Origin of the sequence: uncultured Ellagibacter sp., assembly GCF_934617235.1 — a bacterium.
In the GTDB taxonomy this organism is placed as follows: domain Bacteria; phylum Actinomycetota; class Coriobacteriia; order Coriobacteriales; family Eggerthellaceae; genus Ellagibacter.
On the sequence record NZ_CAKTTZ010000003.1, the window covers coordinates 65,081 to 91,384 of the forward strand.

The 26,304-nt window shown below is 61.0% G+C and carries 21 protein-coding genes; 6 read left to right on the forward strand and 15 right to left on the reverse strand.

Annotated elements, in window-relative coordinates; translation table 11 throughout:
* Positions 1-24: 24 nt before the first annotated feature.
* Positions 25-1,389: a PFL family protein gene (locus tag Q0G85_RS01295; RefSeq protein ID WP_297153986.1), complete on the forward strand. Its 1,365-nt coding sequence runs from the start codon at positions 25-27 to the stop codon at positions 1,387-1,389.
* Positions 1,390-1,444: 55 nt separating this feature from the next.
* On the opposite strand, the gene Q0G85_RS10315 is transcribed toward Q0G85_RS01295, so the two are convergent.
* From Q0G85_RS10315 to Q0G85_RS01340, 10 genes are all read right to left on the reverse strand, one after another.
* On the reverse strand, positions 1,445-1,696 hold the full coding sequence (locus Q0G85_RS10315) for an AAA family ATPase (protein ID WP_367116852.1): 252 nt from the start codon (positions 1,694-1,696) through the stop codon (positions 1,445-1,447).
* 227 nt (positions 1,697-1,923) lie between these two features.
* Positions 1,924-2,157, reverse strand: coding sequence for a hypothetical protein (locus tag Q0G85_RS01300; protein ID WP_297153987.1), 234 nt, complete (start codon positions 2,155-2,157; stop codon positions 1,924-1,926).
* Between the two features lie 73 nt (positions 2,158-2,230).
* A complete protein-coding gene (locus tag Q0G85_RS01305; protein WP_297153988.1) occupies positions 2,231-2,515 on the reverse strand; it encodes a hypothetical protein in 285 nt (94 codons plus the stop codon).
* Between the two features lie 7 nt (positions 2,516-2,522).
* Positions 2,523-4,202, reverse strand: a complete 1,680-nt coding sequence (ettA, locus tag Q0G85_RS01310; RefSeq protein ID WP_297153989.1) for an energy-dependent translational throttle protein EttA — start codon at positions 4,200-4,202, stop codon at positions 2,523-2,525.
* Positions 4,203-4,251: 49 nt separating this feature from the next.
* On the reverse strand, positions 4,252-5,091 hold the full coding sequence (locus tag Q0G85_RS01315) for an MBL fold metallo-hydrolase (protein WP_297153990.1): 840 nt from the start codon (positions 5,089-5,091) through the stop codon (positions 4,252-4,254).
* 210 nt (positions 5,092-5,301) lie between these two features.
* Positions 5,302-5,832, reverse strand: coding sequence for a nitroreductase family protein (locus tag Q0G85_RS01320; protein ID WP_297153992.1), 531 nt, complete (start codon positions 5,830-5,832; stop codon positions 5,302-5,304).
* A gap of 139 nt (positions 5,833-5,971) precedes the next feature.
* The gene (locus Q0G85_RS01325; protein WP_297153994.1) at positions 5,972-6,733 is read right to left on the reverse strand and encodes a TlyA family RNA methyltransferase; all 762 of its coding nucleotides are present in this window, start codon (positions 6,731-6,733) and stop codon (positions 5,972-5,974) included.
* Between the two features lie 331 nt (positions 6,734-7,064).
* Positions 7,065-8,120, reverse strand: coding sequence for an aspartate-semialdehyde dehydrogenase (locus Q0G85_RS01330; RefSeq protein WP_297153996.1), 1,056 nt, complete (start codon positions 8,118-8,120; stop codon positions 7,065-7,067).
* Positions 8,121-8,130: 10 nt separating this feature from the next.
* Positions 8,131-9,408 carry an aspartate kinase gene (locus Q0G85_RS01335; protein ID WP_297153998.1) on the reverse strand — a complete coding sequence of 426 codons (1,278 nt, stop codon included), beginning with the start codon at positions 9,406-9,408 and terminating at the stop codon, positions 8,131-8,133.
* A gap of 211 nt (positions 9,409-9,619) precedes the next feature.
* Positions 9,620-10,846 (reverse strand): MFS transporter, encoded by a 1,227-nt coding sequence (locus Q0G85_RS01340; protein ID WP_297154000.1) that lies wholly within the window; start codon positions 10,844-10,846, stop codon positions 9,620-9,622.
* Positions 10,847-11,036: 190 nt separating this feature from the next.
* Here Q0G85_RS01340 and Q0G85_RS01345 point away from each other — a divergent pair, with 190 nt between their 5' ends.
* Positions 11,037-11,993: a zinc dependent phospholipase C family protein gene (locus Q0G85_RS01345; RefSeq protein ID WP_297154002.1), complete on the forward strand. Its 957-nt coding sequence runs from the start codon at positions 11,037-11,039 to the stop codon at positions 11,991-11,993.
* Positions 11,994-12,198: 205 nt separating this feature from the next.
* Here Q0G85_RS01345 and Q0G85_RS01350 read toward each other — a convergent pair whose 3' ends face one another.
* From Q0G85_RS01350 to Q0G85_RS01360, 3 genes are all read right to left on the reverse strand, one after another.
* Positions 12,199-12,831 (reverse strand): DUF47 domain-containing protein, encoded by a 633-nt coding sequence (locus tag Q0G85_RS01350; RefSeq protein WP_297154004.1) that lies wholly within the window; start codon positions 12,829-12,831, stop codon positions 12,199-12,201.
* Positions 12,832-13,006: 175 nt separating this feature from the next.
* Positions 13,007-13,654: an MBL fold metallo-hydrolase gene (locus Q0G85_RS01355; protein ID WP_297154006.1), complete on the reverse strand. Its 648-nt coding sequence runs from the start codon at positions 13,652-13,654 to the stop codon at positions 13,007-13,009.
* Between the two features lie 96 nt (positions 13,655-13,750).
* Positions 13,751-16,168: a bifunctional (p)ppGpp synthetase/guanosine-3',5'-bis(diphosphate) 3'-pyrophosphohydrolase gene (locus tag Q0G85_RS01360; protein WP_297154009.1), complete on the reverse strand. Its 2,418-nt coding sequence runs from the start codon at positions 16,166-16,168 to the stop codon at positions 13,751-13,753.
* Positions 16,169-16,286: 118 nt separating this feature from the next.
* Between Q0G85_RS01360 and Q0G85_RS01365 the strand changes: the two genes are divergently transcribed.
* Together Q0G85_RS01365 and Q0G85_RS01370 are read left to right on the forward strand one after the other, a co-directional pair.
* Positions 16,287-16,736 carry a hypothetical protein gene (locus Q0G85_RS01365; RefSeq protein ID WP_297154011.1) on the forward strand — a complete coding sequence of 150 codons (450 nt, stop codon included), beginning with the start codon at positions 16,287-16,289 and terminating at the stop codon, positions 16,734-16,736.
* A gap of 278 nt (positions 16,737-17,014) precedes the next feature.
* Positions 17,015-17,890, forward strand: a complete 876-nt coding sequence (locus Q0G85_RS01370) for a hypothetical protein (protein ID WP_297154013.1) — start codon at positions 17,015-17,017, stop codon at positions 17,888-17,890.
* Positions 17,891-18,023: 133 nt separating this feature from the next.
* On the opposite strand, the gene recJ is transcribed toward Q0G85_RS01370, so the two are convergent.
* Positions 18,024-21,371 carry a single-stranded-DNA-specific exonuclease RecJ gene (gene recJ / locus Q0G85_RS01375; RefSeq protein WP_297154015.1) on the reverse strand — a complete coding sequence of 1,116 codons (3,348 nt, stop codon included), beginning with the start codon at positions 21,369-21,371 and terminating at the stop codon, positions 18,024-18,026.
* 269 nt (positions 21,372-21,640) lie between these two features.
* Between recJ and Q0G85_RS01380 the strand changes: the two genes are divergently transcribed.
* Both Q0G85_RS01380 and ppk1 read left to right on the forward strand, forming a co-directional pair.
* Positions 21,641-22,615, forward strand: a complete 975-nt coding sequence (locus tag Q0G85_RS01380) for an exopolyphosphatase (protein WP_297154017.1) — start codon at positions 21,641-21,643, stop codon at positions 22,613-22,615.
* An 84-nt stretch (positions 22,616-22,699) separates the two neighbouring features.
* On the forward strand, positions 22,700-25,456 hold the full coding sequence (gene ppk1, locus Q0G85_RS01385) for a polyphosphate kinase 1 (protein WP_297154020.1): 2,757 nt from the start codon (positions 22,700-22,702) through the stop codon (positions 25,454-25,456).
* 215 nt (positions 25,457-25,671) lie between these two features.
* On the opposite strand, the gene Q0G85_RS01390 is transcribed toward ppk1, so the two are convergent.
* On the reverse strand, positions 25,672-25,857 hold the full coding sequence (locus Q0G85_RS01390) for a hypothetical protein (protein WP_297154022.1): 186 nt from the start codon (positions 25,855-25,857) through the stop codon (positions 25,672-25,674).
* Positions 25,858-26,304 lie beyond the last annotated feature (447 nt).

Sequence of the window (26,304 nt, forward strand, 5' to 3'; positions counted from 1 at the left end):
CATTCGCGAGAGGGAGAGCGCTTTATGCAAATCACACCTGCCGAAATCGCCGAAACACTGGCGATGGTGAACAAGGAGCATCTTGACATTCGAACGATCACGCTCGGATTGAACCTGCGAGGATGCACCGATTCGGACGTCAACACGATGGCCCGCAAGGTCTACGACCGCATGACCACCGCAGCCGAGCAGCTCGTTCCCACCGCCGAACAGCTCGAGCGCGAATACGGCATCCCCATCGTAAACAAGCGAATCTCGGTGACGCCCATCGCCGAGATCTGCGCGGCGACCGACGCCCGCGACCTGTCGCCTATCGCTGTGGCCATGGACAAGGCCGCGAAGGTCGTCGGCGTCGACTTCGTCGGCGGCTTCTCCGCCCTCGTGCACAAGGGCGCATCGCGCGCGGACAACAACCTTATGGACTCCATCCCCGACGCCCTCGCCGCGACCGACTTCGTGTGCTCGAGCGTGAACGTAGGCTCGACGCGCGCGGGTATCAATATGGACGCCGCTTTCAAGATGGCAGGCATTGTGAAGAAGACCGCCGAGGCAACTGCCGATCGCCAGTGCATCGGCGCAGGTAAACTGGTTGTTTTCTGCAATGCCGTGGAGGATAACCCCTTCATGGCGGGCGCGTTCCATGGTTCGGGCGAGGCCGACGCCGTCGTGAACGTGGGCGTTTCGGGCCCGGGCGTTGTGCGTTCGGTGCTCGCTAACATGCCGAAGGACGCCGACATGACCGCCATCTCGGAAGCGATCAAGGCGACCGTCTTCAAGATCACGCGCGCGGGCGAGCTCATGGCTCGCGAGGCGAGCAAGCGCCTGGGCGTGACGAAGGGCATTCTCGATTTGTCGCTCGCGCCGACGCCGGCCGAGGGCGACTCGGTCGCGGAGATCCTGGAAACCATCGGCGTCGGAAAGTGCGGCGGCCCGGGCACCACGGCCGCGCTCGCCATGCTCAACGACGCGGTGAAGAAGGGCGGCGTCATGGCGTCGTCGAGCGTCGGCGGGCTTTCGGGCGCGTTCATTCCCGTCTCGGAAGATGCCGGCATGATCCGCGCAGCCGAGGCAGGCGCCCTTTCCCTTGAGAAGCTCGAGGCCATGACCTGCGTCTGCAGCGTGGGCCTCGATATGATCGCCATCCCGGGCGACACCTCGGTGGAAACGATCTTCGGCATCATCGCCGACGAGTGCGCCATCGGCATGATCAACAACAAGACCACCGCCGTGCGCGTCATCCCCGCCATCGGCAAGAAGGTCGGCGACCGACTGGAATTCGGCGGCCTTCTGGGATACGCCCCCGTCATGCCCGTGAACGGACACGCCGGCACCGTCTTCGCCCACCGCGGAGGCCGCATGCCCGCCCCGATCAACAGCTTGAAGAACTAGCGATTCGGCAGATTGCCAGTTCTCATACTGTCCGCCTGAGCGAGCACGCCCCTTCTCAATGATTTCCCAAACAGGGGCTTTCGGAAGGTATAACAAAAAAACGATGCGGGGCTCGTCGGAATTCCGACGAGCCCCGCATTTTGTACCATGAGCATACAATTCTTACGTAGTCATCGTACTCAGCTTGAGCGAAAGACTCGATAAGATAAGTTTTGCCAGTCTGGCGGGCGCCATCGACCAGCAAGACCTTTCTCCTCGCACTGCTCTTCCAACGCTTCAAACTGCCGTATGCAAGTCGCTCAAGCATAGCGTTCTCTATCCCATTGCCTCTAACTCAACCAATTTTTAATCAATTATGCCTCTAAATCAACTAACTATTTCGCTAAATCGCCTCTAATTCAATTACTGCTATTTAGAAGATGAGACCGTCTTCGTGCCAGTCAAGCTTCGAAGACACTTTTCCCACACTTCCCTAGATAAAGAAGACACGGGCGAGAGGTTTCTGCTTTCGCTCGTGGACACCGACCATGGATTTCACGCTTTTCGGCTGCCTTCTGAGATATGCCCCGTCATGCCCGCGAACACGAGAACGCTGGCACCGTCTTCGCCCACTGCGGAGGCCGCATGCCCGCTCCGACCAACTCGCTGAAGAACTAAACGGGCTGAAACATCTTTCGAAAATAAGGGGCCGAGCGAAATGTTCGGCACTTTATTTTTTACGGTGCGAAACCGTTTTTGGTACGCAAACAGCACCAACTCTAAAAACATCAAGAGGGGCCGAAGCACTTCACTTCGACCCCTCCCCGTTAAGCAAGAAGCTCGAGAAAACCCACTCCCCTATCTATCGAAACCTCAGCACGTATCCGCAGGTCGGCGGTAGGTGCCTTCCGAACAATGCGGCTGCGGGCGTCAAGCGCCGGCAACGCTCGCATTTCTTAAAGCGCTCGTCGTACACGCAACAGAGCCGCGAATCCTCATCGAGGAACTCGCACGGCGCCGAGAAGTCGATGCCGACAGAGCCGTCTTCGTCGACTTCCCGTTCGTAGCAGCACATGCCGCAATGCATGCACACGTCCTCCCACGAGCCGCCGAACCACGCCCGCAGCGCCGCAATCGGCTTCGGCATCGTTCGACTAGTCCCGCGTCAGCTTGCGGTGGAGGCGATGCGGCTTCGAAGCTTCCTCGCCCAAGCGCTCGACGCGATTCTTCTGATAGCTGTCGAAGTTGCCCTCGAACCAGAACCAGTTGCCCGGATTCTCGTCGGTACCCTCCCACGCGAGGATATGCGTGGCGATGCGGTCGAGGAACATGCGGTCGTGGCTCGTCACGACGGCGCATCCGGGGAATTCGAGCAGCGCCTTCTCCAAGCTGGAAAGCGTCTCGACGTCCAGGTCGTTCGTTGGCTCGTCGAGCAGCAGCAAGTTGCCGCCCTGCTTCAGCGTGAGCGCGAGATTCAGGCGATTGCGCTCGCCTCCTGAGAGCACACCAGCTGGTTTCTGCTGGTCAGAGCCTTTGAAGCCAAAGCTTGCCACATACGCACGACTCGGCACCTCAGTCTCGCACACCATCATGTAGTCAAGCCCGTCAGAGACCACTTCCCACACGTTTTTCTTGGGGTCGATACCCTCGCGTCCCTGGTCAACATAGGAAAGCTTCACCGTCTCGCCCAGCTCGAGCGTACCCGCGGTCGGCTGCTCCTTGCCAACGATCATCTTGAAGAGCGTGGACTTGCCCACACCGTTCGGGCCGATAACGCCCACGATGCCGTTGCGCGGCAGCTCGAACGACAGGTTGTCGATGAGCACGCGATCGCCGAAGCCCTTGCAAAGCCCGTCCACCTTGAGCACGTTCGCACCAAGGCGCGGACCTGCGGGAATATGGATCTCGGTGAAGTCAACCTTCTTCGACTGCGCGGCCTCGGCCACCATCTGGTCGTAGCGCTCCAGACGCGCGCGGCTTTTCGCCTGGCGCGCCTTCGGGGACGAGCGCACCCACTCGAGTTCTTCGGAAAGGCGCTTCGCCAACCTCTCGTCGCGCTGCTTCTGCGACGCCAGGCGTGCGGCCTTCGTCTCGAGGTAGGTGGTGTAGTTGCCCTTGTAGGGGTACAGATGCCCGCGGTCGACCTCGCAGATCCACTCGGCCACGTTGTCCAAGAAGTAGCGGTCGTGCGTGACGGCGAGCACCGCTCCTTGGTACTTGTGGAGGAACTGCTCGAGCCACAGGACGGACTCGGCATCCAAGTGGTTCGTCGGCTCGTCCAAAAGCAGCAGGTCAGGCGCCTCAAGCAGCAAGCGGCAGAGCGCCACGCGCCTGCGTTCGCCGCCGGAGAGCACGTTCACCGGCATATCGGGGTCGGGACACTGCAGCGCGTCCATCGCCTGCGAGAGCTGGCTGTCCAAATCCCAGCCGTCAACTGCGTCGATAGCATCCTGCAGCTCGCCCATTTCCGCCATGAGCGCGTCGAAGTCGGCGTCGGGCTCGGCCATGAGCCCGCCGATCTCGTTGAAGCGATCGATCTTCGCCTTCACGTCGCCAAACGCGAGCTCGATATTCTCAAGCACCGTCTTGTCCTCATCGAGCGGCGGCTCCTGCTGAAGGATTCCCACGGTGTAGCCGGGCGTGAGGCGCGCCTCGCCGTTGGAGACCTCCTCCATGCCTGCCATCAGCTTCAAAAGCGTGGACTTGCCCATGCCGTTCGGGCCGACCACGCCGATCTTCGCGCCGGGATAGAACGACAACGTAACATCATCCAAGATCACCTTGTCGCCGTGCGCCTTGCGCGCCTTGTACATCTGGTAAATGAATTCGGCCATTCGATAGACTCCCTATTGTCCTGGTCATTGCATACGTTGGCATATTGTATCAAGCAAACGTCTGCAACAGCTCGAAGGTTTCCAAATCGTCGGGCACATGGAGATTGCCACCATACACGCTGCAGCCTTCGGCGAGATAGCGATCCTTGCGATGCGCCAAGTCGTCGTCCTCCGTATGGTAGAGCACGAGGTTTTCCACGCCGAGCTGCTCCGCCGTCGCGCATGCCTCGCGCACGGTCCCATGGTGAATCGGGTGGGGATTATAGCGCTCGATATCGGCATGACGACAGTAGGCCTCGTGGACAAGCCACGCCGCCCCTTCGACATGCAAGAAGTTCTCGCTGGTCAGCGGCTCATCTCCGCTGCAGGCGAAAACCTTGCCCGGCGCGTATTCCATCGTGAACCCGAACTGCTTGGCAGATCCAGTCGAGTGGATGTCGAAGAAGGTCACGGGGCGCCCGAGGATCTGCGCCGCGTCGCCTTCTTCAACCGCATGTAGGAACACACGCTTGTCGATGAACGCCGACTCGCTCGGGCGAAGCAGCATATGGGCCAGCTTATCGGCGGCTGCCACGACATCGCCGTTTCCCCAGAAGTGGAATTCCCCCTGATAGTTGCCACATTCCATGCCGTAGCACACCACACGGAGAATCCAAACGGACCCGAGCAGATGGTCGACGTGGGTATGGGTGACGAACAGGTCGTGGATGGAATGCCAATCGATGCCCGCACGCTCGAGCTGGGTCAAGATGCCGTTCCCGCCGCCCGCATCGACAAGGAACGTACGACCAGGTGCCTTCCCCATCGCGCCGTCATCCTGAAGCGCAAAGCACGCGTTGTAGCATTTCGTTGCGAGCGCATGGCCAGTGCCCAGCATCGTTAACCGCATGGTAAAACCCTTTCGCTTCATGCCTTCAAGGCCTTTCGGGAAAGACTAGCACCTTTCAGGATAGCCTTCGGCACCTTCCCCGAAGAAGCCTTCAACCCCTTCCAGAAAGCCTTTGCCAAAAAAGAAGGCGCCGCTTTGAAAGCGACGCCTTTAGCCCTTCATCAGTTGCGACGTGAGTGAGGGCTATGCAGCTGAACCCAGGCGGGTTCCTTAAAACGTTTCGCGAACCACCAAAGTATCGAGCGGTTCGGTTTGCTCGTGGCGAGGACTCGGTTCAGCATCCTCAGCACGGTGCCCTACCATCATAAGGTCTACGAGCACATAATTGTTCGGGATATTGAAATTCTTTCGAATAATCGCAGAATCATACGCCCCAACCCAGCAACTTCCGAGGTTTTCGGCGGCCGCAGCGTTCGCGATGTTGGTGAGCACGATCGACGTGTCGATGTCGCCGAAATCGCCCGTTTCGTAGCCGAGGCCCTTCGCGGACGCATCGGCATCATAAGCGCCGATAATCACCGTGGGCGCACCGTAGCGGCAGCTGGTCGCCTCGTCGATCTTTGCAAGACCCTCGTCGCTCTGTACCACGCAGAGGCGGAACGGCTGCGAGTTCTTCGCCGTGGGGGAAAGCTGCGCCGCCTGAAGCAGCACGTCGAGCTCCGCGTCGGTCAACTGCTGATCGGAAAACGAGCGCACCGAGTAGCGCTTCTTCAAGAGGTCGAGATATTGCTGCCCGTCCATGCCAGCTCCTTCGGTCGATTGCAATGTTTTGAGAACAGTATACCCCTGAAGGCGGGGAATTTGAGGGTGCGAAGCTGGGCGAACCGAGGAGGCTCGATAAGATCCCCCGCGGGAAGGTCACGCCAAGAAAAGCCGCGTCTTAGCCCCGAAAGACTGCGCGGACGAGGTATTCCACGTTCCCTTCCGCACCCTTAATAGGCGACTCGATGGTGCCCGTCACCTCGAAACCCTCTTGCTTAAGAGCGCAGCGCACTTCCTCCACCGTGCGAGCACGCACGGCCTCGTCGCGCACGATACCGTGGTCCGTTTCGTCATGACGGGACTCAAACTGGGGCTTGACCAGCCCTAAGAACACACTCGCCGGCGCGTCTTCGGTCGCCGGGCGTGACAAGCGCGCGAAAGCGGGAGCCAACACGGCAAGCCCGATGAAGCTCACATCGCACACGATCAAGTCGAACGGCGCGCCCAATTCCTCTGGATCGGCGAGCTTGATGTTCGTGCGCTCGAAAACGCTCACGCGCTCGTCAGTGCGAATCTTCCAAGCAAGCTGGCCATAGTTCACATCGACGCACGCCACATGCGCAGCACCCGCCTGCAAAAGGCAATCGGTGAAACCGCCCGTCGACGACCCAACGTCAATGCAGTTCAGCCCTCGCACATCCTGCCCGAACGCGTCGAGCGCGCCCTGCAGCTTATGCCCCCCACGCGAGACGAACTGTTTGCGCCCGCGCACGACGATTTCCGCATCAGGCGCCACCTTCACCGCGGCACTCGTGACGTACACGTCGTCCACCTTCACCTCATGCGCGAGCACAGCGCGCAAAACCGTGCCTGCATCAGGAAAAACTCCCTGCTCAACAAGGAGTTCGTCAAGGCGTATCTTTTTAGGCTTTTTCATCATAGGGGCATTATACAGGCTTAATACACGAACACAAGTTCGTTTTTCTATGATACACTACGTTGGTGCAAGGTGGCGGGCTACCCCCTATCCCATTAGGAGGTTGCTCATGGTTACCTATACGGAATTGTTCACATTCTGTCTGGTTGTGATAGCGGTTATCGAGCTTTCGTTACGCTTAAGAAAGTGAAGTAGCCGCCCCCGCTAAGACGGGAAACGGCTACTCCCACAAGCTAAAAACTTGAAACCGGGGTAGCTGCCGTAGCAGCGGCGAGCCACCTTGCACGCGTTCAGTATACCATCCTGGCCCGACGCTCGGCCGGACAATCCACCGTTAATCCTTCGGAAGCAAAAGCTGCGCGATCTGCACGGCATTAAGCGCTGCGCCCTTACGGATCTGATCGGCAACAACCCACATCGACAGGCCATGGTCGACCGTGTCGTCGCGGCGAATGCGCCCCACGTAGGTGTCGTTCGTGCCCGCGAGCAGGCCGGGCATCGGGTACACATTGTTCGCGGGGTCGTCCATCACGGTGACACCGGGCGCCGCAGCGAGAGCCTCTCGGGCAGCCTCGGGCGTCACGTCAGCGGCGAACTCCACGTTCACGGACTCGCCGTGGCAGCGCAGCACGGGAACGCGAACACAGGTAGCGGCAACCTTCACGCCCTCGTCGCCCATGATCTTCTTCGTCTCCGCGACCATCTTCCACTCTTCCTTCGTGGAATCATCGTCGAGGAACTTGTCGATATGCGGAATGCAGTTGAAGGCGATGCGGTGCTGGAACGCCGACACCGTAAGCTCGTCGTCGGGCGTGCCGTCCAGAAACTCGCGCGTCTGGTCGTAGAGCTCGGCCATCGCGGGCGCGCCAGCACCGCTTGCCGCCTGATAGGTCGAAACGACGACGCGGGTGATTTTCGCCAGGTCATAGAGGGGTTTTAAGGCAACGACCATCTGGATGGTCGAGCAGTTCGGGTTGGCGATGACGCCCGAGTGCCACGACACGTCGCCCGGGTTCACCTCGGGAACCACCAGGGGCACGTCCTCGTCCATGCGGAATGCGCTCGAGTTGTCGATCATGACGGCGCCCGCGGCAACCACGGCCTCGCGCATCGCCTTGGAAACATCAGAGCCCGCAGAGAACAACGCGATGTCGACGCCCTCGAACGACTCGGGGGTCATTTCCTGTACCGTGAGCGCACCTGCGGGAACGTCGCCGCAACCCTCGAAGGGAAGCTTCTTGCCAGCTGAGCGAGCAGACGCGAGCGCGCGCACCTCGCTCGCGGGGAAGTCCAGGTCATGCAAGACCTTCAGGAACTCATTTCCCACAGCGCCCGTCGCACCAGCAACGGCGACAACCGGATGAGCAGGGATAACCTTCGTCCAAGCCATACTTACCTCCCTATCGGCCCTTGTTCATCTTGGCGGCGATTTCTTCCGCCGAAAGCTGGGTTTCCACGAACACGCTGTCGGAATCCAGGCCGAAAGCGGTGTGCAGGCACTGGACCGCCTGAGCAGCCTGCGCGGCATCGACAACCACGGACAGACGAATCGGGCTCGTGGAGATAGCCAGGATGTTGATGTCGTTTTCGCCCAGCGTTTCGAACGCCTTCGCGGCAACGCCCGGCGAGGACTTCATGCCCGTGCCCACCAGGCTTACCTTCGCGATGTCCTCGTCGACGATGTAGGTGCGCGCGTTGATGGTCGGCACGATGCGCTCAACGGTTTCGCGGGCGCGCGGCAGATCACCGCCCGGGCAGGTGAAGCTGATGTCGGTGATGCCCGACTCCGACACGTTCTGGATGATCATGTCGACGCTGACCTGGTTAGACGCCAGCGCGCTGAACAGCTTCGCCGCCACGCCCGACATATCGGGAACGCCGCGAATCGTGACCTTGACCTCGGACGTGTCGTGTGCAATGCCGGTGATTACCGCTTCCTCCATGTCGGGAGCCTCCTTGATATACGTGCCCTCGGCGTCGGAAAACGCCGAACGGGAATGGATGACGACGTTCCATTTGCGGGCGAACTCGACGGCGCGCATCTGGAGCACGCCGGCACCCGCGCCGGCAAGTTCGAGCATGTCGTCGTAGGAAATCTGGTCGAGCTTCTTGGCGCGCGGGCATACGCGCGGATCGGCGGTGAAAACGCCTTCGACGTCGGAATAGATCTCGCACACGTCGGCGTTGATTCCCCAGGCCACAGCAACGGCCGTCGTGTCGGAACCACCGCGGCCGAGCGTGGTCATGTCATCGTTGTCGTCGATACCCTGGAAGCCCGCGATCACCGGGATGATGCCCTTGTCGACCGTCTCCATGATGCGGTCGGAGCACACGCTGACGATCTTCGCCTTGTTGTGCGTCCCGTCCGTGCGAATGCCCGCCTGGCGGCCCGTGAAGCTCATGGCGTGATAGCCCTGCGCTTCAAGCGCCATGGCCAGAAGCGTCATCGACACCTGCTCGCCGGTCGAAAGGAGGCGGTCAAGCTCGCGCGCTGGAGGATTCATGTTGAGCGCGTTTGCAAGTCCTACCAGCTCATCGGTCGTTTTTCCCATCGCCGAGACGACGGCGACCACATCGTCGCCCGCCTTCTTCTTGGCGATGAGCTTGTTCGCGACCATCTTGATACGCTCGGGCGACGCGACCGACGTCCCCCCGAATTTGCATACGACTAACGACATCTCGATCTTTCTTTTGAAAGGGAAACCTTTGCGCCACTATACCAAACGGCTCGGGATACACTCCCGAGCCGTACACGAGCGAGCGATTTTCCATGCCGAGTACACCAAGCCGCACGTCGCGCGGGGGAAGCACGCAGTTGCGAGCTGCATGTCGCGCGGGGAAAGCGCACGACCCCAAGCCGCACCTCGCGCGCAAACGGCGCCCCAGCCTCTACTCTCCTGCCGCCGTGCCCTCGGGCATCTTCAAGAGCAGCACGAAGCCGACGATGAACAACACCGCCACGGAAAGGACGCCGACCGAGCTCGAACCCGTCACCTGGGTGAATACGCTCACAAGCAACGTGCCCATGATGGTCGCGTACTTGCCGAAGATATCGAAGAAGCCGTAGTACTCGTTGGCGTGCTCCTTGGGGATGAGCTTGCCGAACTCGCTGCGCGAAAGCGCCTGGATGCCGCCTTGGAACAGGCCGACGCAAATCGCGAGCACCCAGAACTCGGCGGCGCTGCGCAGGAAAAACGCCGCGAACAGCGTAATCAAAAAGTACGCGAACACGGCGATGAGCAGCATCTTCTTCGTGCCGAAACGCCCCGCAAGGCGCCCGTAGGCAATCGCCGAGGGGAATGCCACGAACTGCGTGACCAGAAGCGCCAGCACAAGGCTCGTCGAGCTGATGCCCAAGTCGGTGCCGTAGCTTGTGGACATCGCGATGATCGTGTGCACGCCGTCGATGTAGAAGAAGAACGCCAGCATGAACATCATGAGCCTGCGGTCGTGGAAAATCTTCTTGCACGTCCCCACAAGACCCACGATCGTGTTTTTGAACAGGTGCTCCTCACGCGGCTTGTAGTGCGTCTGATGCACATCGCGCCAGATGGGAACGCTGAACGCGAGCCACCACACCGCCGTGATAACGAACGAGATGCGGATGCCGTCAAGCTGCCCGATCCCGAAGTTCTCGCCGAACAGCACGAGCACCAAACAGATGATGAACGGCACACACGACCCGATGTATCCCCAGGCGTACCCCTGCGACGACACTTCGTCGTAGCGTTCCTCGCTCGACGCGGCGTCCACCAGGAAGGCGTCGTAGAACACAAGCGACGCGTTCAACATGACCGACGACACCACGTAAATCACGAGGAACACCATCGCGTCGGAAGGAATGCCCATCACGGCGAGCGTCACCGCGCCCGTGCCGATGGTGCCTGCGAGGAACTTCTTCTTGTTGCCTTTCAAATCGGCGAGGCTGCCGAGAAACGGCATGAGCAACGCCAGCACAAGCGAGGCCACTGTCGAGGCATAACCCCAGGCCACAACCGCGGAAGAGTTCGGATCGGCAATCGCTGAGAAATAGATGGGGATAAGCGTCGATGCAAGAAGCACGTAGGCCGAATTGCCCACGTCGTAGAGGACCCAGCTGCGCTCGGGTTTCGTCATATGGGTGCGCGACAACGCAACGCCTTTCACTCAAAGTTTGGAAAATCCCTGCTCACGCGTCATGGCGGCCTATGTAAAACGTACGCAAAGACGCATGGGGGACGTTAACAAGCCGCTCATCATTGTATATGATGCTTTACTTAGCGACAGTAAAATTCCCGTCAGGGGCTCAAAGGATGGAGTTCAGACTATGCCGGCAATCATCACGCACGACACGTTCGGGCAGGACGCCTACGCGCGTCATTTCTCCTCCATCGGCGGAACGAAGGACGAGGCCGAGGCTTTCCTCTTGGGAAACCAAGGGCCCGACCCGCTGTTCTACTCCGTCCCCAACCCCCTGCTCTCGTCGGTCCATCGACTCGGGAACATCATGCACAAGGAGAAGCCGAACGAGATTCTCGTCGCCTTCAAGCAGGCAATCGACGCGCTCGATGAGGCGGATCGCTCCGTCGGGCGCGCCTACGCGCTCGGGTTCTTGGGCCACTACGTGCTCGACTCGACCATGCATCCGCTTGTGTACTTCCACGAGTTCCAACTGTGCGATGCAGGCGAACCGGGCCTTTCGCGCGCAGACGGCAGCGAGGTGCACGCAGTTATCGAAAGCGAGTACGACGAGATGGTGCTCACGGTGAAGCGCGGCGAAACGGTGGCGACGTTTAACCCGGCCGTGAACATCCTCAAGGGCTCCGACCGCATGCTGCGCATCGTGTCGCACATGTACGCAAACATGGCGTTCTCCGTGTTCGGCAAGATCATCCCGCATAACGCATTCGGCGACGCGGTGCGCTGCTTCCGCCTGGTGCAGCACCTCTTCCATTCGGGCTCCGGCGTGAAGCGCGAGGCTATCGCGCGCATCGAGGAGCTGGTGCGCCCGTACTCGTTCTACCGCGCGATGAGCCACCGCGCGATCCTGGCGGAGACGTGCGCGTACGACAACCGCGAGCACGCCGCCTGGGAAAACCCCTTCACGCACGAGAAGTCGACCGACAGCTTCTGGGATCGTTACGAGAAGGCGCAGCGGCGCTTCGACGAGGTGAGCGTGTTGTTCGACGCCGACGGCTTCGGCTCGGAGGCGGCGGGCGCCATCACGCGCGACCTCAACTTCTCCGGCGAGCCCGTCGAGGCAAAGCTGCTCGCAGTGGAGTAAGGGCGCACGCCATTTTTCCTCCCCAAAGATTCGGGGCCTCATCATTCCTGATGAGGCCCCGTTCGCTTTTAGTGTTTGCCGCGCTTTGCCGGCTGTTCCCACACCCCGGTTGACGTTCCTGTGCCTTGGCAGCTGCTCCCGCACCCCGCCAGCCGTTACCGTATCTCGCCCAGCCGTTCCCGCGCTACACGTTATCCCCGCGCTCTTACACGTTCTTCAGCAGGATGGTGCTCATGCAGTCGGCGGCGTGCTCGGTCGCGTCCGCGCAGTTCTCCATGTGCTCGAAGATGCGCGACCACACCATCACGCGCATGGTGTTCTCGCAGTCGGTGGTGTGCAAATCGCGGATGACGTGCATCAACAGCTGGTCGGCCTCTTCCTCGTAGGTGTTCACCTCGATGACAAGCGACTTGAACTTCTTGGACTTCTTGAAGTTGCGGAAGTCCTCCATGGCCTTGTTGAGCGCCTTGCACTCCTTCTTCAGCAGCTGCGCGAACTCGAGCGCATCCTTGTGCATGATATGCACGTCGTACATGTAGAAGCGCTGGATGACCTCTTCAAGCTCGTCGATGATCGTGTCGAGCGCCTGAGCAAGGCCGATGATGTCCTCGCGGTCGATCGGCGTGATGAAATCGGTCGCCACGTTGCGGAAGATATCGTGGTTGATGTCGTCGCCCTTGTGCTCGATGGCGTGCGCCTTTTCCATCGTCTCCTTGAGCGCGTCGGCTGTGGAGAAGTCCTCGATAGCCTTGATGAGCAGGTCTGCCTCATCGACCGCAAGCTCCGACAAGCTCTCGAACGCGCTGAAATAGTCGTACTTATGGTGCCTCTTGCCCATTCATCGACTCCTTTTCGCTAAGCGAATTGACCAGAAGAACGCGACCTTCGGGAGGGGTCGCGATGCCGCTCAAACGACCAGATTTTAACGTGCTCTTTACTTAGTTCTCAACGCTATTCGCTCGAATTGCCGCGGACGATATCAGAATACCCCGCAGCGGCGCAAACGGCGGGGCCTACGCCCACTGCGCGAAGGTGCGACCACGCTCGGCGCCGATGGTGGTCTGCCTGCCGTGCCCGGGAAGGACGATCGTCTCATCGGGCAGAAACGCCAGTTTGCGCAGCGACGCGCGCATTTCCTTCATGCTTCCGCCCTCGAAATCGGTGCGTCCCACAGACCCCTCGAACAGCGTATCGCCTGAGACGAGGACAGGCGCGCCGCTTGTGTGGTTGCCGAATTGCGGTGCGAGGAACAGGCACAAACCGCCCTTGGTGTGACCAGGGGTTATCATGACCTTCCATCCCATATTGCCGATTTCTAGGATATCGCCGTCCTCGGCGCGATAATCGATCGGACAGGTCTTGAACTTCCAGTTGTCGCGGGAGAGGGGCCTCTCCCCGCAAATTTCGGGAGCATCGATCTTCGATGCGATCACCGTCGCGCCCGTCAGACGGCGCAAGTCAGCCGCCGCACCCACGTGGTCGGAATGACAGTGCGTCAGCACAATCGCGTCAAGCTCGCGCCCACCGAGCGCACGCATGATCCCCTCTGCGTCCGACGACGGGTCGACCACCATCGTCGCCTCGCCATCCGAAATGAAGTACACGTTGTTCTCGAGCATTCCCTGCACGAGAAAGCACACGTCAACGCACGTTTTTTTCACCACTCGAAGAGACATCGCCACAACCTTTCGATACGAGCAGTCCGCCTGCCGGCCCAGCGTAGGAATGAAGCCGCCGCGCCCGCGAACGGACAACCATTACTTCTTCTTTCCCCCTTGCCCGGGGAGCATGCGATGCGCGTCGAACACGCCCTCGAGCCCGAGCAGCTTGCGCTGCACCGCGTCGATGAGCGAGATGTCCGACACCTGGAACAAAAAGCGCATCTCGACCATGCCGTCGCGGTGTGAGATGGTGTTGCAGGACAGCACGTTCGCACCGATGTCGGAGAGGACCACCGTGACGTCGCGCAACAGGTTCAAGCGGTCGATCGCCTCAATGTAAATCTCCACCTTGTAGGACGTGCTCGACGGCGCGGAGTTCTCCCACTCCACCTCGATGATGCGCTCGGGGTGCTTCATGAGCTCCTCGGCGTTCGGGCAATCGGCGCGATGCACCGACACGCCGCGGCCGCGCGTCACGAAGCCCAAGATCTTGTCGCCCGGCACCGGGTTGCAACAGCGCGACAGGCGCACGAGCACGTCGTCGACGCCCTTCACGACGATGCCGTTCGAGCTGTGCGCTTCGCGGCGCTTCGGCGAGACGACGCTTGTGATCATGGGGGGCATGACACCGGGGCTCGTCTCGGATTGCCCGAGCGCACCGGCCCGCGACTCCTCGTTCCCGTCGTCGACAAGCAGCTTCAACAGGCGGTTGCCCACATGCTGCGGGCTTTCCTTCCCCGTGCCGATGTTGACAAGCATGTCATCAGGGCTTTTGTAACCCATGTGCTCGGCGATCGTCTTGATTGCACGCATCGAGTTGGCGCTCGAGATGCCGATGCCGTGCTTCTTCATCTCGCGCGTCAGGCGATCGCGGCCTATCTGCAGGTCGTCGGAGCGGCTCGCTTTACTGAAGAACCCGCGGATCTTGTTGCGCGCCGAGGGCGTCTTCACGATATTCAGCCAGTCGCGCGAAGGCGTGGCGCTCTTCTGCGTGAGGATTTCCACGCGGTCGCCCAGCTGCAGCTCGTAGGTCAGCGGCACGATGGCACCGTTCACCTTCGCGCCCACACAGTGGTTGCCCACCTCGGTGTGGATGGCGTAGGCGAAATCGACCGGCGTGGAGCCCGCCCGCAAGCTCATGACCTCGCCTTTCGGGGTGAACACAAACACCTCGGTCGGCGCTAGGTCAACTTTCAGGTCCTTCAGGAACTCGCGCGAGTCCTGCGTCTCGTCCTGCCAGTCGACCATCTGGCGCAGCCATGCCAGCTGCTGATCGAGCGCCGCGTCGGCCTTCTCGCCCTTCTCCTTATAGCGCCAGTGCGCCGCCACGCCGTATTCGCTTTGGCGATGCATCTCCTCGGTGCGAATCTGCACCTCAAGCGGCCTGCCAGCAGGGCCGATGACCGTGGTATGCAGGCTTTGGTACATGTTGAACTTCGGCATGGCGATGTAGTCTTTGAATCGCCCGGGCATCGGGTGCCACAGCGTGTGCACCGCGCCCAGCGCCGAGTAGCAATCCTTCACCGACTTCACGATGATGCGCACGGCGATGAGGTCGTAGATCTCAGAGAAGCCTTTGCCCTTGTTCACCATCTTTTGGTAGATCGAGTACAGATGCTTCGGGCGGCCCATGATCTGACAGACGATGTTGACCTTCTTCATCTCGTCGTGCAGCGTGTCGATCACTTCGCCCAGGTACTGCTCGCGTTCGGCGCGCGACTCGGTAACCATGCGGCTGACCTGCTTGTACTTGTTGGGTTCGAGGTAGTAGAAGGAAAGGTCCTCAAGTTCCCACTTCACCGAGTTGATGCCCAAGCGGTGCGCGATGGGGGCGTAGATCTCGAGCGTTTCGCGCGCCTTGAAGATGCGACGGTCCTCCTTGAGCGCCGAGAGCGTGCGCATGTTGTGCAGGCGGTCGGCCAGCTTGATCACGATGACGCGGATGTCTTTGCTCATGGCGACGAACATCTTGCGGATGGTTGCCGCCTGCTTGTCCGACAGGCTTTCCACCTCGATGCGCGTGATCTTGGTGACGCCGTCGACGAGCGCGGCCACGTTCTCGTTGAACTCGGTTGCCACGTCCTGGTAGGTGACGTCGGTGTCCTCGATCGTATCGTGAAGTAGCGCGGCGCACAGCGTCTCGCCGTCCATGCGCAAGTCCGCCAGGATGATGGCGACCTCGACCGGATGGATGATATAGGGCTCGCCCGATTTGCGCGTGACGCCCTTGTGCGCCGCGTCGGCGAAGCGGAACGCGCGCTCGAGCATGTCGCGCTCCTCGTCGGTCAGGTAGCCGTCGGTCAGGCGCTGCAGTTCGACGAAGCGCTCTTCCGGGGTTTCCGTCGAGTGAAGCTCCCCCACCTCGGTGGGACGAGGCGCCACCGAAAACGATTTCTCGGGCGTGTATGCGCGCCCGAGCATGACATCATCAACCGTTTGTTTTTCGGAAGACGACTTGAGCGACTCGCCGAGCATTATCTCGTCATCGCCGCCGTTGCGGCCGTTGGTGCTCATGTCAGTCCTCCTTTCCCTTGAAACTAAATCGTAGTGATTTCATTCTACTCGATTCGTCAAAGGGAAAAGAGACGCTTACGCAAACGCACGCATCAGGGCATCAGGAGCTTTGAGGACTTTGAAAGTGCAACCTTTTGTATCGCTCGGAAAACTCCTCGGAGAGATAGAGCGTTATATTCCTGCCTTTCCCCTGCAGCTCAACATCGAGCTTTTCGTTCGAGTAGCCGTCGCCTCTATAGGTCGGGTAAACGTAGAAGTACGCACTTTGCGGAACGAGCGCTCGAGCCGATATCGTTCCCGTTTCGTCAGTAGCGCGAAACTCAAGGATTTCATTCTCTGGTTTCGTCAGACAACCCGAGTCGACCTCAACATTGGCCGCTGGCTCACCATCAGCCAGAAGGAAAGTGAAGGAGAAATCGACGACTTGCTCGACATCGGATTGCACTTGGCTGGCGGGCTGTTGAGCACACCCGAATACACAGCAAGCGAGCAAAAGAGCAACTATGGCCAGTGCGCCAATTCTGATACGCACGACTTCCTCCTAGTATCGTGTCGAAAGGCCATTTAAGTCATCGTACGAAAAAGATGTGCGCACCCAGTTCATAGGGAAAGTGCGAAACATAACGGCGTCTTGAACGTAAGACATCATTATCAGCGATAGATTAACATGGATATTCTTTGTTAGGAATATTCTTTTCTCAGGATTTTTAAAATCGAACTGGCCCCTGGATTTACAGTCAAACCATTCGCTAAATATGATTGGAATTAAGAAGACTACACCCGACACGTACCGCTTCTACAGGATACTTGCCGGGGAGATAAGCGAGCCCTAGGAGGGGATAGGCCATGGGAAAGAGGGAGAGGGAGTACGACCCCGCAAGGACGCTGCGGCGCATGCGCAACTTTGTCGTGGCGGTGCTGCTCGCAGTGCTCGCGTGGCTCCTCCTGAGCAGGGCCTACGCCGCGATGCGGGCCGACAACGCCCTCGACGAGCTGTACTACAGCACGCTCGACTCGCGTTCTTGCGACGCCCTGTGGGAGCAAGGCCACCTCAGCCCGACCGTCCTGGCGTCGGCCCTGAGCGCGTACAGGAACGACAGGCCCCGTATCTGCATCGAGGGGGCGTACTCCCTGTATGGGTACCAGGGGAAGGACGCGCTCGCGCCGTTCAACAACAACTACGTCTACCTGTTCGGCTACCAGGACGGGCGCACCGTAAGCGACGGCAGGGTGGAGTCCTTGTCGTGGTACATCGAGGACGGGGGCGAGACGGGGCACTCGGAGAAGTACCCACAGAGGTGCGTCGTGCTCTGGATGGGCTTCTCCCAGGAGGGGCTCGGGGGATATCCCCCAGGAAGCAATCCGGCCTCCTTCGATAGATATAGCGCCACCTGGGTCTACGACGTCGATTCGAAGGCCCTCTGGCTCGACAGCGTGTACGGTCCGTCAGGAGACGAGGAAAACGGGGACAGCGCTTTTGTGGGGGAGATCAGCCAAGACAACTACGCCGAAAGGATCTTCGGGCTCAACGGGGCCGACCCCGTGCTGATGATAGACCGCAGCCGCCAGGCCATCCGCGACGTGGTCCTGCGCGGCTACCTGGAGGGCACGGGGCTCTCCTACGACGAGGTGGAGTCCGAGCTCTCTAAGGTCGACCCGATAATCGACGCGGGGGTCGACGAGGCGAAGGGAATCTACCGGAACGCAGGGCTCGCCAGCTAGCGCGCGAGCCCGAAAGTTCCACGCCTAGCAAAGGCGAAATCGCAGGCAAGAGCTACCGCTGCCTTCCTCGCACCAGTCCCAATGGCGCACCGCCATTCGCCATCGCCCGTCGCCCGCCACAGGTCACCTTCCCCTACCGCAGATGCAGAGGCTTCATCTGCGGGGTGATGGGCCCGGACACACGCTGCTCAAGGCGCGCGCAGTCGCAGTCGATCACCCACTCGTAGAAGGCCTTGAAGATGTCGCGCTCGCCTAATCCCTCGCGATAGCGCACGCTGTCAGTCAGCTCCACGCGCCCGGCGCCTTCCTTCACACGCACCATACGCGCGCCCTCGCCCGACGCGTAGGCCACATGCGTCTCGATAAGCCCCAGCTCGCGGAAGACCGCAATGCCGCACGCCGCCGACGCCGCCGTTATCTCGCAGCCCGCACCGCTCACGATGTGCGCGAGTTCGCCATCGGCCATCTCGAAGAACTCGCCAGGCGTCTTGCGCTGCCACGCGCGCAGCGTGCGGTACACCTCGGCAAGCACGTCGTGGTCGGGCGTCATGTCCTGCAAGATGCGGTCGTTGTGCTTCACGTCCGAGCGTCCGAACAGCAGATGGACGCGCGCATCCTTGCCGTCGCGCCCCGCACGACCGCTCATCTGGTTGAACTCGATCTCGTTGTATGGCAACTGGAAGAGCACGACGTTGCGGATGTCGGGGATATCCACGCCCTCGCCGAACGCCGACGTGGCCACGAGCACCGCAATCGCACCCGTGCGGAACAGTTCCTCGACGCGCGTGCGCTCGGCGCGCGAAAGGCCCGCGTTGTAGAAGCCGATAAGCGGCGCCATCTGTGGCACGCGTTTGCGCAGGTTGCGAGCGAGCGCCACCGACTGCTCGCGCGAAGACACGTAGATGACGCTCTTCTCGCCCTGCGCGACGAGCGTCGCCAGGTAGTCGCCGCGATTGCGCAGGTTGCGCTGGTCGACCACGTGGAGGTTCGTGCGCATGGTGTCGTCCACCACATGCCCCGCCACGGGAAGCACACGATCGATGTCGCTGGTAACAGCCTCGTCCGAAGTTGCCGTAAGCGCAAGCACAACCGGGTTGCCCATCTGCGCGATAGCGCTTCCGAGCTGCGCATATGCGGGGCGATGGCCCGCGCGCGAAAGGCCGATGTGGTGAGCCTCGTCAACCACGACGAAGCCGATGCGGCCGGTAGCCGCGAACTCGGGAGCGTGGCACACAAGGAACTCCGGCGTTGTGAGCACGATGTCGACCGAGCCGTCCTCCAAGCCCGCAAAAACCTGGCGGCGCTCGTCGGGCGCGCTTTCCCCCGTGAGCGTGCACGCGTTGATCCCGAAGGGCGCGAGCGCTTCGTTGATGTGAAACGCCTGGTCAGCGATGAGCGCACGCAACGGGTAGACGAACAGGCTCGCCGTATGGTGCGCGAGCGCCTCGCATGCCGCATGCACTTGGAAGGTGAGCGACTTGCCGCGTCCCGTCGCCATGACGGCGAGCACGGAGTTCCCAGCGCGAAGGCTCGAAAGCACCACGCGCTGGGATTTGTGCAGCTCACGGTCGCCGATGATCGCCCGCACCACCGCGTCCTCGAGCGCGTCGGGGTCGCTTTGCGCCTTCTGCTCCCATAGCGCACGGTTCTTCTCGCGCTCCGCCTCGTAAGCCTCGATGTCCTCAGGGCTCTCGCAGCAGTCCTCGCAAAGCTCCGCGTCGCTCGTGGCGTACAGGTCGGCCGCGAACGACAGGTTCTCCGGCTCAAGGCACGCCTCGAGCGCAGGACACGTGCGAGCAGGCGTGATGGACTGCAGCATCGCCTTCACGGACTTGCGCCCGCGCCACGTGTCGATTTCCACTTGGAACGCCGCGTTCACCACGCTGTCGGTCGCCATGAGCATGTCGATATCGGTGCAGTGGAACATGATGCCCGAAATCGACGTGCGGCCGTTCGTAAGCGTGCACGAGAAGTGGTTCTTCTCGGCGCCGACCGCGCGGCAATGGGTGAGCAGCACGTCGCGCGCGAGGAAGCACGGCGTTGGGTTCTCCTGGCCGAAGGGGGCGACCTGCTTCAGGGCCCCCACCGTCTCGAGGGTGAGTTCGTCGAGGTCGATGCAGGTGTCGATCTCGATGAGCGGGTGGAAGTCGTCCTCGGGAAGCTTGTCCAGGTAGTCGCAAAGCGCCTTCGAGAACGCGGGGATGTCGTCAGTCTTGAGCGTGACGCCCACGGCCGCCTCGTGTCCGCCGAAGCGAACGAGCAGGTCAGACGTCGATTCGACCGCGGCAAACAGGTTCACGCGCCCCACGCTTCGACCCGAGCCGCGCGCCTCGTCGCCGTCGATCGTCAACAGGATGCACGGCACACCGTAGATGCCGACCAGGCGGCTTGCCACGATGCCCTTCACGCCCTCGTGCCACCCCTCACCCGCAACGACGAGCGCGCGCTGGCCGTGGTAGACCTCGGCAGCCTGGACCTTCGCGATTTCAGAGAGCTCGGCCTCGATCGTGCGGCGCTGGTCGTTGAGCCCCTCGAGCTCAGTCGCCAAGCGATACGCCTCGTCGAAGTCGTCGGACATGAGCAGGTTGAGCGCCAAATCGGCGTTGCCCATGCGCCCCGCGGCATTGAGGCGCGGGATGAGCGAGAAGCTGAGGTTTGTGCTGGTGAGAGGCTTGCCAGCCGCCCCCGAGGTTTCGAGCAGCGCGGCAATGCACGGGCGCGGCGCCTTGTTCATCATCTTGATGCCCTCGATCACGAGCGGGCGGTTCTCGCCGAGCATCGGCATGAGGTCGGCCACCGTACCGAGCGTCGCGAAGTCGACGAAATCGCGCCAGAGGTAGGGCTTGCCGAAGCGGGCACCGAGCGCCTGCACGAGTTTCAACGCCACTCCCGCGCCAGCGAGCACGCAGCTTTGGCAGTTGGCATCGATCTTCGGGTCAGCGACGGGCACGCCTTCGGGAACCAGGTCCGTGGGCTCGTGGTGGTCGGTGATTGCAACGTCGATTCCCGCCGCCTGCACGAGCTTCACCTCGGCCTTGCAAGCGATGCCGCAATCGACCGTCACGAGGAAATCGGGGCCGTAGGTCTTCACGCGCTCGAGCGCCGCGGCCGTGATGCCGTAGCCCTCCTCGAAGCGCTTCGGGATGAATGGCACCGTGTCGGCCCCGAGTTCCCGCAGGCCACGGGTGAGAACTGTCGTTGCGGATATGCCGTCTAAGTCGAAGTCGCCGAACACGAGAATGCGGCGGCGCTTCCGAACGGCGTCCTCGAGCGCGTCGACGACGTCGCCGAGCCCAGGAATCAGATAGGGGTCGAGCCAATCGTGCTTGAATGACGGGAACAAGAACGCGCGCGCCGCCTTTGGAGTGTCGATTCCGCGACCGACGAGCGTTGCCGCAACGAAGCGGGGCAGGTCAAGTTCGCGTTGGAGCACCGACACCATGCGGTTCGACGCACGTCGAATGTTGAACTGAGCTGACATGGAAATCTACCTCTAAACACGCATCGCTATCTTTTCTCGCTGCGTATTTTCCCACAATCGCCGCACGGTGTCACAGCTCACTTCGACCTTGCAGGGCAGACGGCCTACGGACGGCCGATGTGCCACTCGCGCGAACGAGATTTGGGGCGCGGACGGCGCGGCTCGGGCGGGGTGCGGGCGTCGGGGGAAGCAAGCGTAAAGGACGCGTAAAGATTTTCCCATTGCCCGAAGCGCTACGCTAGGATGGAGAAAAACGAGCTCAACGGGAAATGGAAAGCACCATGGCAAACTACGGCGTGATCGACCTGGGGTCGAACTCAGTGCGCCTCGTCATCTTCGATGTGAAGGACGGCATAAGCAAAAAGAAGCCCATCACCAGCAAGGACTTTCGAAGCATCATCAACGACAAGGTGATGGCGGGGCTCTCCGCCTATGTGGAAGCAGGCGAATTCACCCCTGAGGGCATCGCTCGCGCGGTCGACGTGCTCTCCGGGCACCTGAAGCGCGCGCGTTACTTCGACTGCGTGCGCACCGACATCTTCGCCACCGCCGTGCTGCGCAACTGCACGAACTCCCCCGCCGCCATCCGCGCGATCGAGAGCGCCATCGGGGCGCCCGTGAACTTGCTTTCCGCCCGCGACGAGGCGCATCTCAGCTTCACCGGGGCCTCATGCGATCGCGCAATCGACGAGGGCACCGTGGTTGACCTGGGCGGCGGATCGACCGAGCTCATCCGAGTCGAGGGAGGGCGCGACTTCGACGACGTGAGCATCGGACAAGGGTCGCTTTCCTCCTACGCGAACTTCGTTGAATTTATCATGCCTCAGGCGAGCGAAGTCGGCACAATCGAGCGCGCATTCTTGAACCGCGTCGAAGAAACGCCCGTTGACCTTCGGAAATACCGAGCGGAAACACTCTACGGCGTCGGAGGAAGCGCACGCGCCGCGGCAAAGCTCTATGCGCAGATGGTCGGCGAGCCCTGCCGGCCGAGGGCTCTCACGCCCGCGCATTTCGAGGCCCTGCTCGATCTGCTGGAGAGCAACCCGTCGAAATTCGCCCACCTTGCGGCGCGCGCCGTTCCCGAACGCATCCACACAGTCGGTCCTGGCTGCGTCATTCTCAGCACGCTTATGAGAGAGCTAGGCGCCCGCGAGCTGCAGATATGCAAGCGCGGCGTGCGCGAAGGCTATCTTATCGAGCGTATGCTGGGCAACGCACCTTGCTCAAGGGTAAAGGGTCAGTAACGCTTTCTTCTTCCAATTCCGCAACGCGCTATTATGAAAGGTAGCGCGAAGAACGAGTCATCATGCACATCAAGGAGGCTCTGCATGTCCAACGGCAATCCCACCTCATCTGACCAGGTCATACCCGCAGCTGGCAATCCTGCACCCTATTTGCAGAATCGCGAGCTGTCGTGGCTCGACTTCAATGAGCGCGTGCTCGAACAGGGCGCCGACGAGTCGGTCCCGCTTCTGCAGCGACTGAACTTCATCTCGATCTTCTGGAGCAACCTGCAGGAATTCTTCATGGTGCGCGTCGGCAGCCTGACCGACCTGTCACTCGTGAAAAAGCACATCGTCGATTCCAAGTCGAACATGACCCCCTCCGAGCAGCTTCGCGCCATTTACCTGCGCTGCCACGAACTCTACCCCGCCTACGAATGCACCTTCGAGCAGGTTCGCCTGATGCTGAGCAAAGTGGGCGTCACGCACGTTCGTCCCGACGAGCTCACCGAGGAGCAGCGGGCATTCCTAGCCGACTACGCCGAGGCGAACGTGACGCCGTTCCTCTCCCCGCAGATCATCAATGCGCGCCACCCCTTCCCCCACCTGGAAAACGGCGCGCTCTACATCGTTGTGCGCCTCGACGAGGAGGCCGACAACACGCAGGAGAAGGCCGAAGGCGGGCACAAGAAGAAGGACAAGAAAGGCAAGAAGGGCAAGGCCAAGCCGGCGAAGGAAGCGGCAAAGAGCGCCTCCCTTTCGCAGAACGTCGGTGCCGAAGGGACCATGCTCGGGCTCATCCCCCTGCCGCGCCAGTGCGCGCGCGTTGTGAAGCTGCCAGGCGAGGGCTTCTCGTTCATCCTGCTTGAGCATGTGGTGGAAATGGTCGCCGAACAGGTGTTTTCCATGTACACCGTGAAGCACACCAACGTCATTTGCGTCACGCGCAACGCCGACATCGACGCGACGGAATCCACCGACGAGAACGACGAGGATTACCGCGAGCACATGAAGCGCATCCTGAAGAAGCGCGCGCGTCTGGCCCCGGTGCGCCTCGAAAGCGAGCGCGAGCTCTCCGACACGCTCGAACCGCTGCTGCTCGACCGCCTGAACCTGAAGAAGCATCAGGTGTTCACGACATCGGTGCCGCTCGATTTGAGCTTCACCTGGGGTTTGTCGTCGCATCTCACCGAAAAGCAGAACGCGGCGCTGATGTATCCGCCGTTCACGCCCCAGTGGCCGGCCTGTCTCGACCGCAAGCGCCCCATCATGGACCAGGTGACGGCAGGCGGCGACGTGCTGCTTTCCTATCCGTACGAGAGCATGGACCCGTTCGTGCAGCTTCTGCGCGAGGCGTCGCGCGACCCGCGCGTCATCTCGATCAAGATCACGCTCTACCGCCTGGCCAGCCAATCGCATCTCGCCGAGGCGCTCATTGACGCCGCGGAGAACGGCAAGGAGGTCACCGCGCTGTTCGAGCTGCGCGCGCGTTTCGACGAGAGCAACAACATCGAATGGTCGCAGCGCTTTGAACAGGCCGGATGCAACGTTATCTACGGCTTCCGCGACTACAAGGTGCACAGCAAGATCTGCTGCATCACCCGCCAAACCGAGGACGGCATCCAGCACATCACGCAGCTCGGCACGGGAAATTACAACGAGAAGACGGCCAAGCTCTACACCGACCTGTCGCTCATCACCACAAGCCCCTCGATCGGCCGCGACGCGATGGAGTTCTTCCGCAACATGGCGCTCGAGAACGTCTCGGACAACTACGACGTGCTGTGGGTGGCGCCTCTGCAGGTGAAGCCGCTTATCCTGAAGAACATCAACCACCAGATCGAGCTGGCGCGCCGCGGCGAGCCGTGCGGGCTGTTCTTCAAGACAAACTCTGTCACCGACAAGGAGATCATCGATAAGATTGCCGAGGCGTCGCAGGCGGGCGTGAAGACCGTCATGCTCGTTCGCGGCATATCGTGCCTGGTGCCGGGCGTGGAAGGCTATACGGAGAACGTGCGCGTCGTGTCCATCGTCGGGCGAATGCTCGAGCACAGCCGTATCTACGGCTTTGGCCCGCGCGCGAACATGAAGGTTTACCTGGCGAGCGCCGACCTCATGACGCGCAATATGGACAAGCGCGTGGAAATCGCTTGGCCGGTGCTCGACGAGAAGCTGCGCGAGCGCATTCTTTCCTACGTAGACGTTTCGCTTGCTGACACGGCGAAGCTCCGCGAGCTGCTTCCCAACCGCCGCTACACGCCGCTTGGATTCTTCGCGCAGGTGAGCCCCGAAGGCAAGACGATCAGGTTCGATTCGCAGGCGCATTTCATGGACGAAGCGCGGCTCAGGGCGCGCATGAGCACCGAGGTGGAAGTCGAGCGCGAGGTGGAGAAGCGCGAGGCGCTCGCGAGCGCTGAGCCCGCGAGCGCCGGAGAGCCGGCGGGTAACGCGGCGTATGCGACCGCGAGCATTCCCGTACCCATCGAGAAGCCCGCGGCAGGTGAGGCTGCTGAGGTTTCCGCAGGCGGAGCGGCCGAGGCGGCGGGCGAGGTTGCCGCAGGCGGGGACACCGAGGCGACGGGCGCACAGGAAGCTGGGGCCGCTGAGGCTGCCGGCGCTGCGGAGGCAAGCCGACCCACTAGCGCGGACGAAGCACCTGAGGCGGCGAACGCGACAAGCGAAGCCACTCCTGCAAGCAAAACTATCAACAGCGAGCCTGCGCTCGAGCCCGACGCGATCGAGCCCGCTGCAAAGCCCGCAAGCATGGCGATTTTGCCCCACATCGAGCAGCCGACGCACAAGCCGAGCCTGCTCGTGCGAGCCCTTGCCGCAGCCATTCGCTTCTCCAACAAGAGGAAGTAAGCGAACAACTCAACCGTAAGTGATCGACCAAGAGAGATTCCAGTCGAAGGAACCCAGCAAGGGCAACCTAATCGCAAAACATCGCCCACGTCATAGGAAAGAAGAAGGCCCGCCTCGGCGGGTCTTCTTACTGATTAATGTAATTAAATGGGAATTGACCTGCGCCAACGCCCCTCGGACACACTATCTGTCCTATAAGCCAGTTTCTCCGGCTCCTACAACTGCCTCACGCCGTTCTCGATCTCCCAGTCGATGCTGCGCTCCCACGCCTCTTTCCACGTCGCAGGCGGGTTTCTGCGCTCTTCTTCATCGATAGCAGCAAGAACCTCGTCTGGAACGTTCGAAAGACGGTCGGGTCTGTCGTCAACACCGAACGAGCTATAGTCTAGAACTCTTCCCATTTGATACCGTGGCTCCCTTCGTACCCGCACACGACCTCAATCGCAGCCTCATATCTACCCGCTCCCGTCTTAACCATTCTCTCGATCTTCCCGTCGAAAACTCAACCCCCGAACGGCCTGCCCCCAACTTCATAATTGTAGATCTCGCCGTTGCGCAGGGTGACCGCGCTTCTTCGATGCGCCCCAATTTGCGAAGCATCAAGAGCCATCGCCGGAACCGCCGGCCACCCTTCTTTTCGAAAAACGGGGTGCGGTGGACAAAATTCGTCGATATGTGAGTCCTCGGGCTCGCGGGTGACCGCTCGCTCGCGCTTCCGCCGGCATTTGTCCAGGTCAGATTTTCCGAAAGAAAGTTAACTCTTTGCTACTCCTCACATATCGACCTTTTATGTCGATGTTGTCTAGCGATTCCGACAATCCCATGACCTGCGGTTTTGTGTGCGAGAA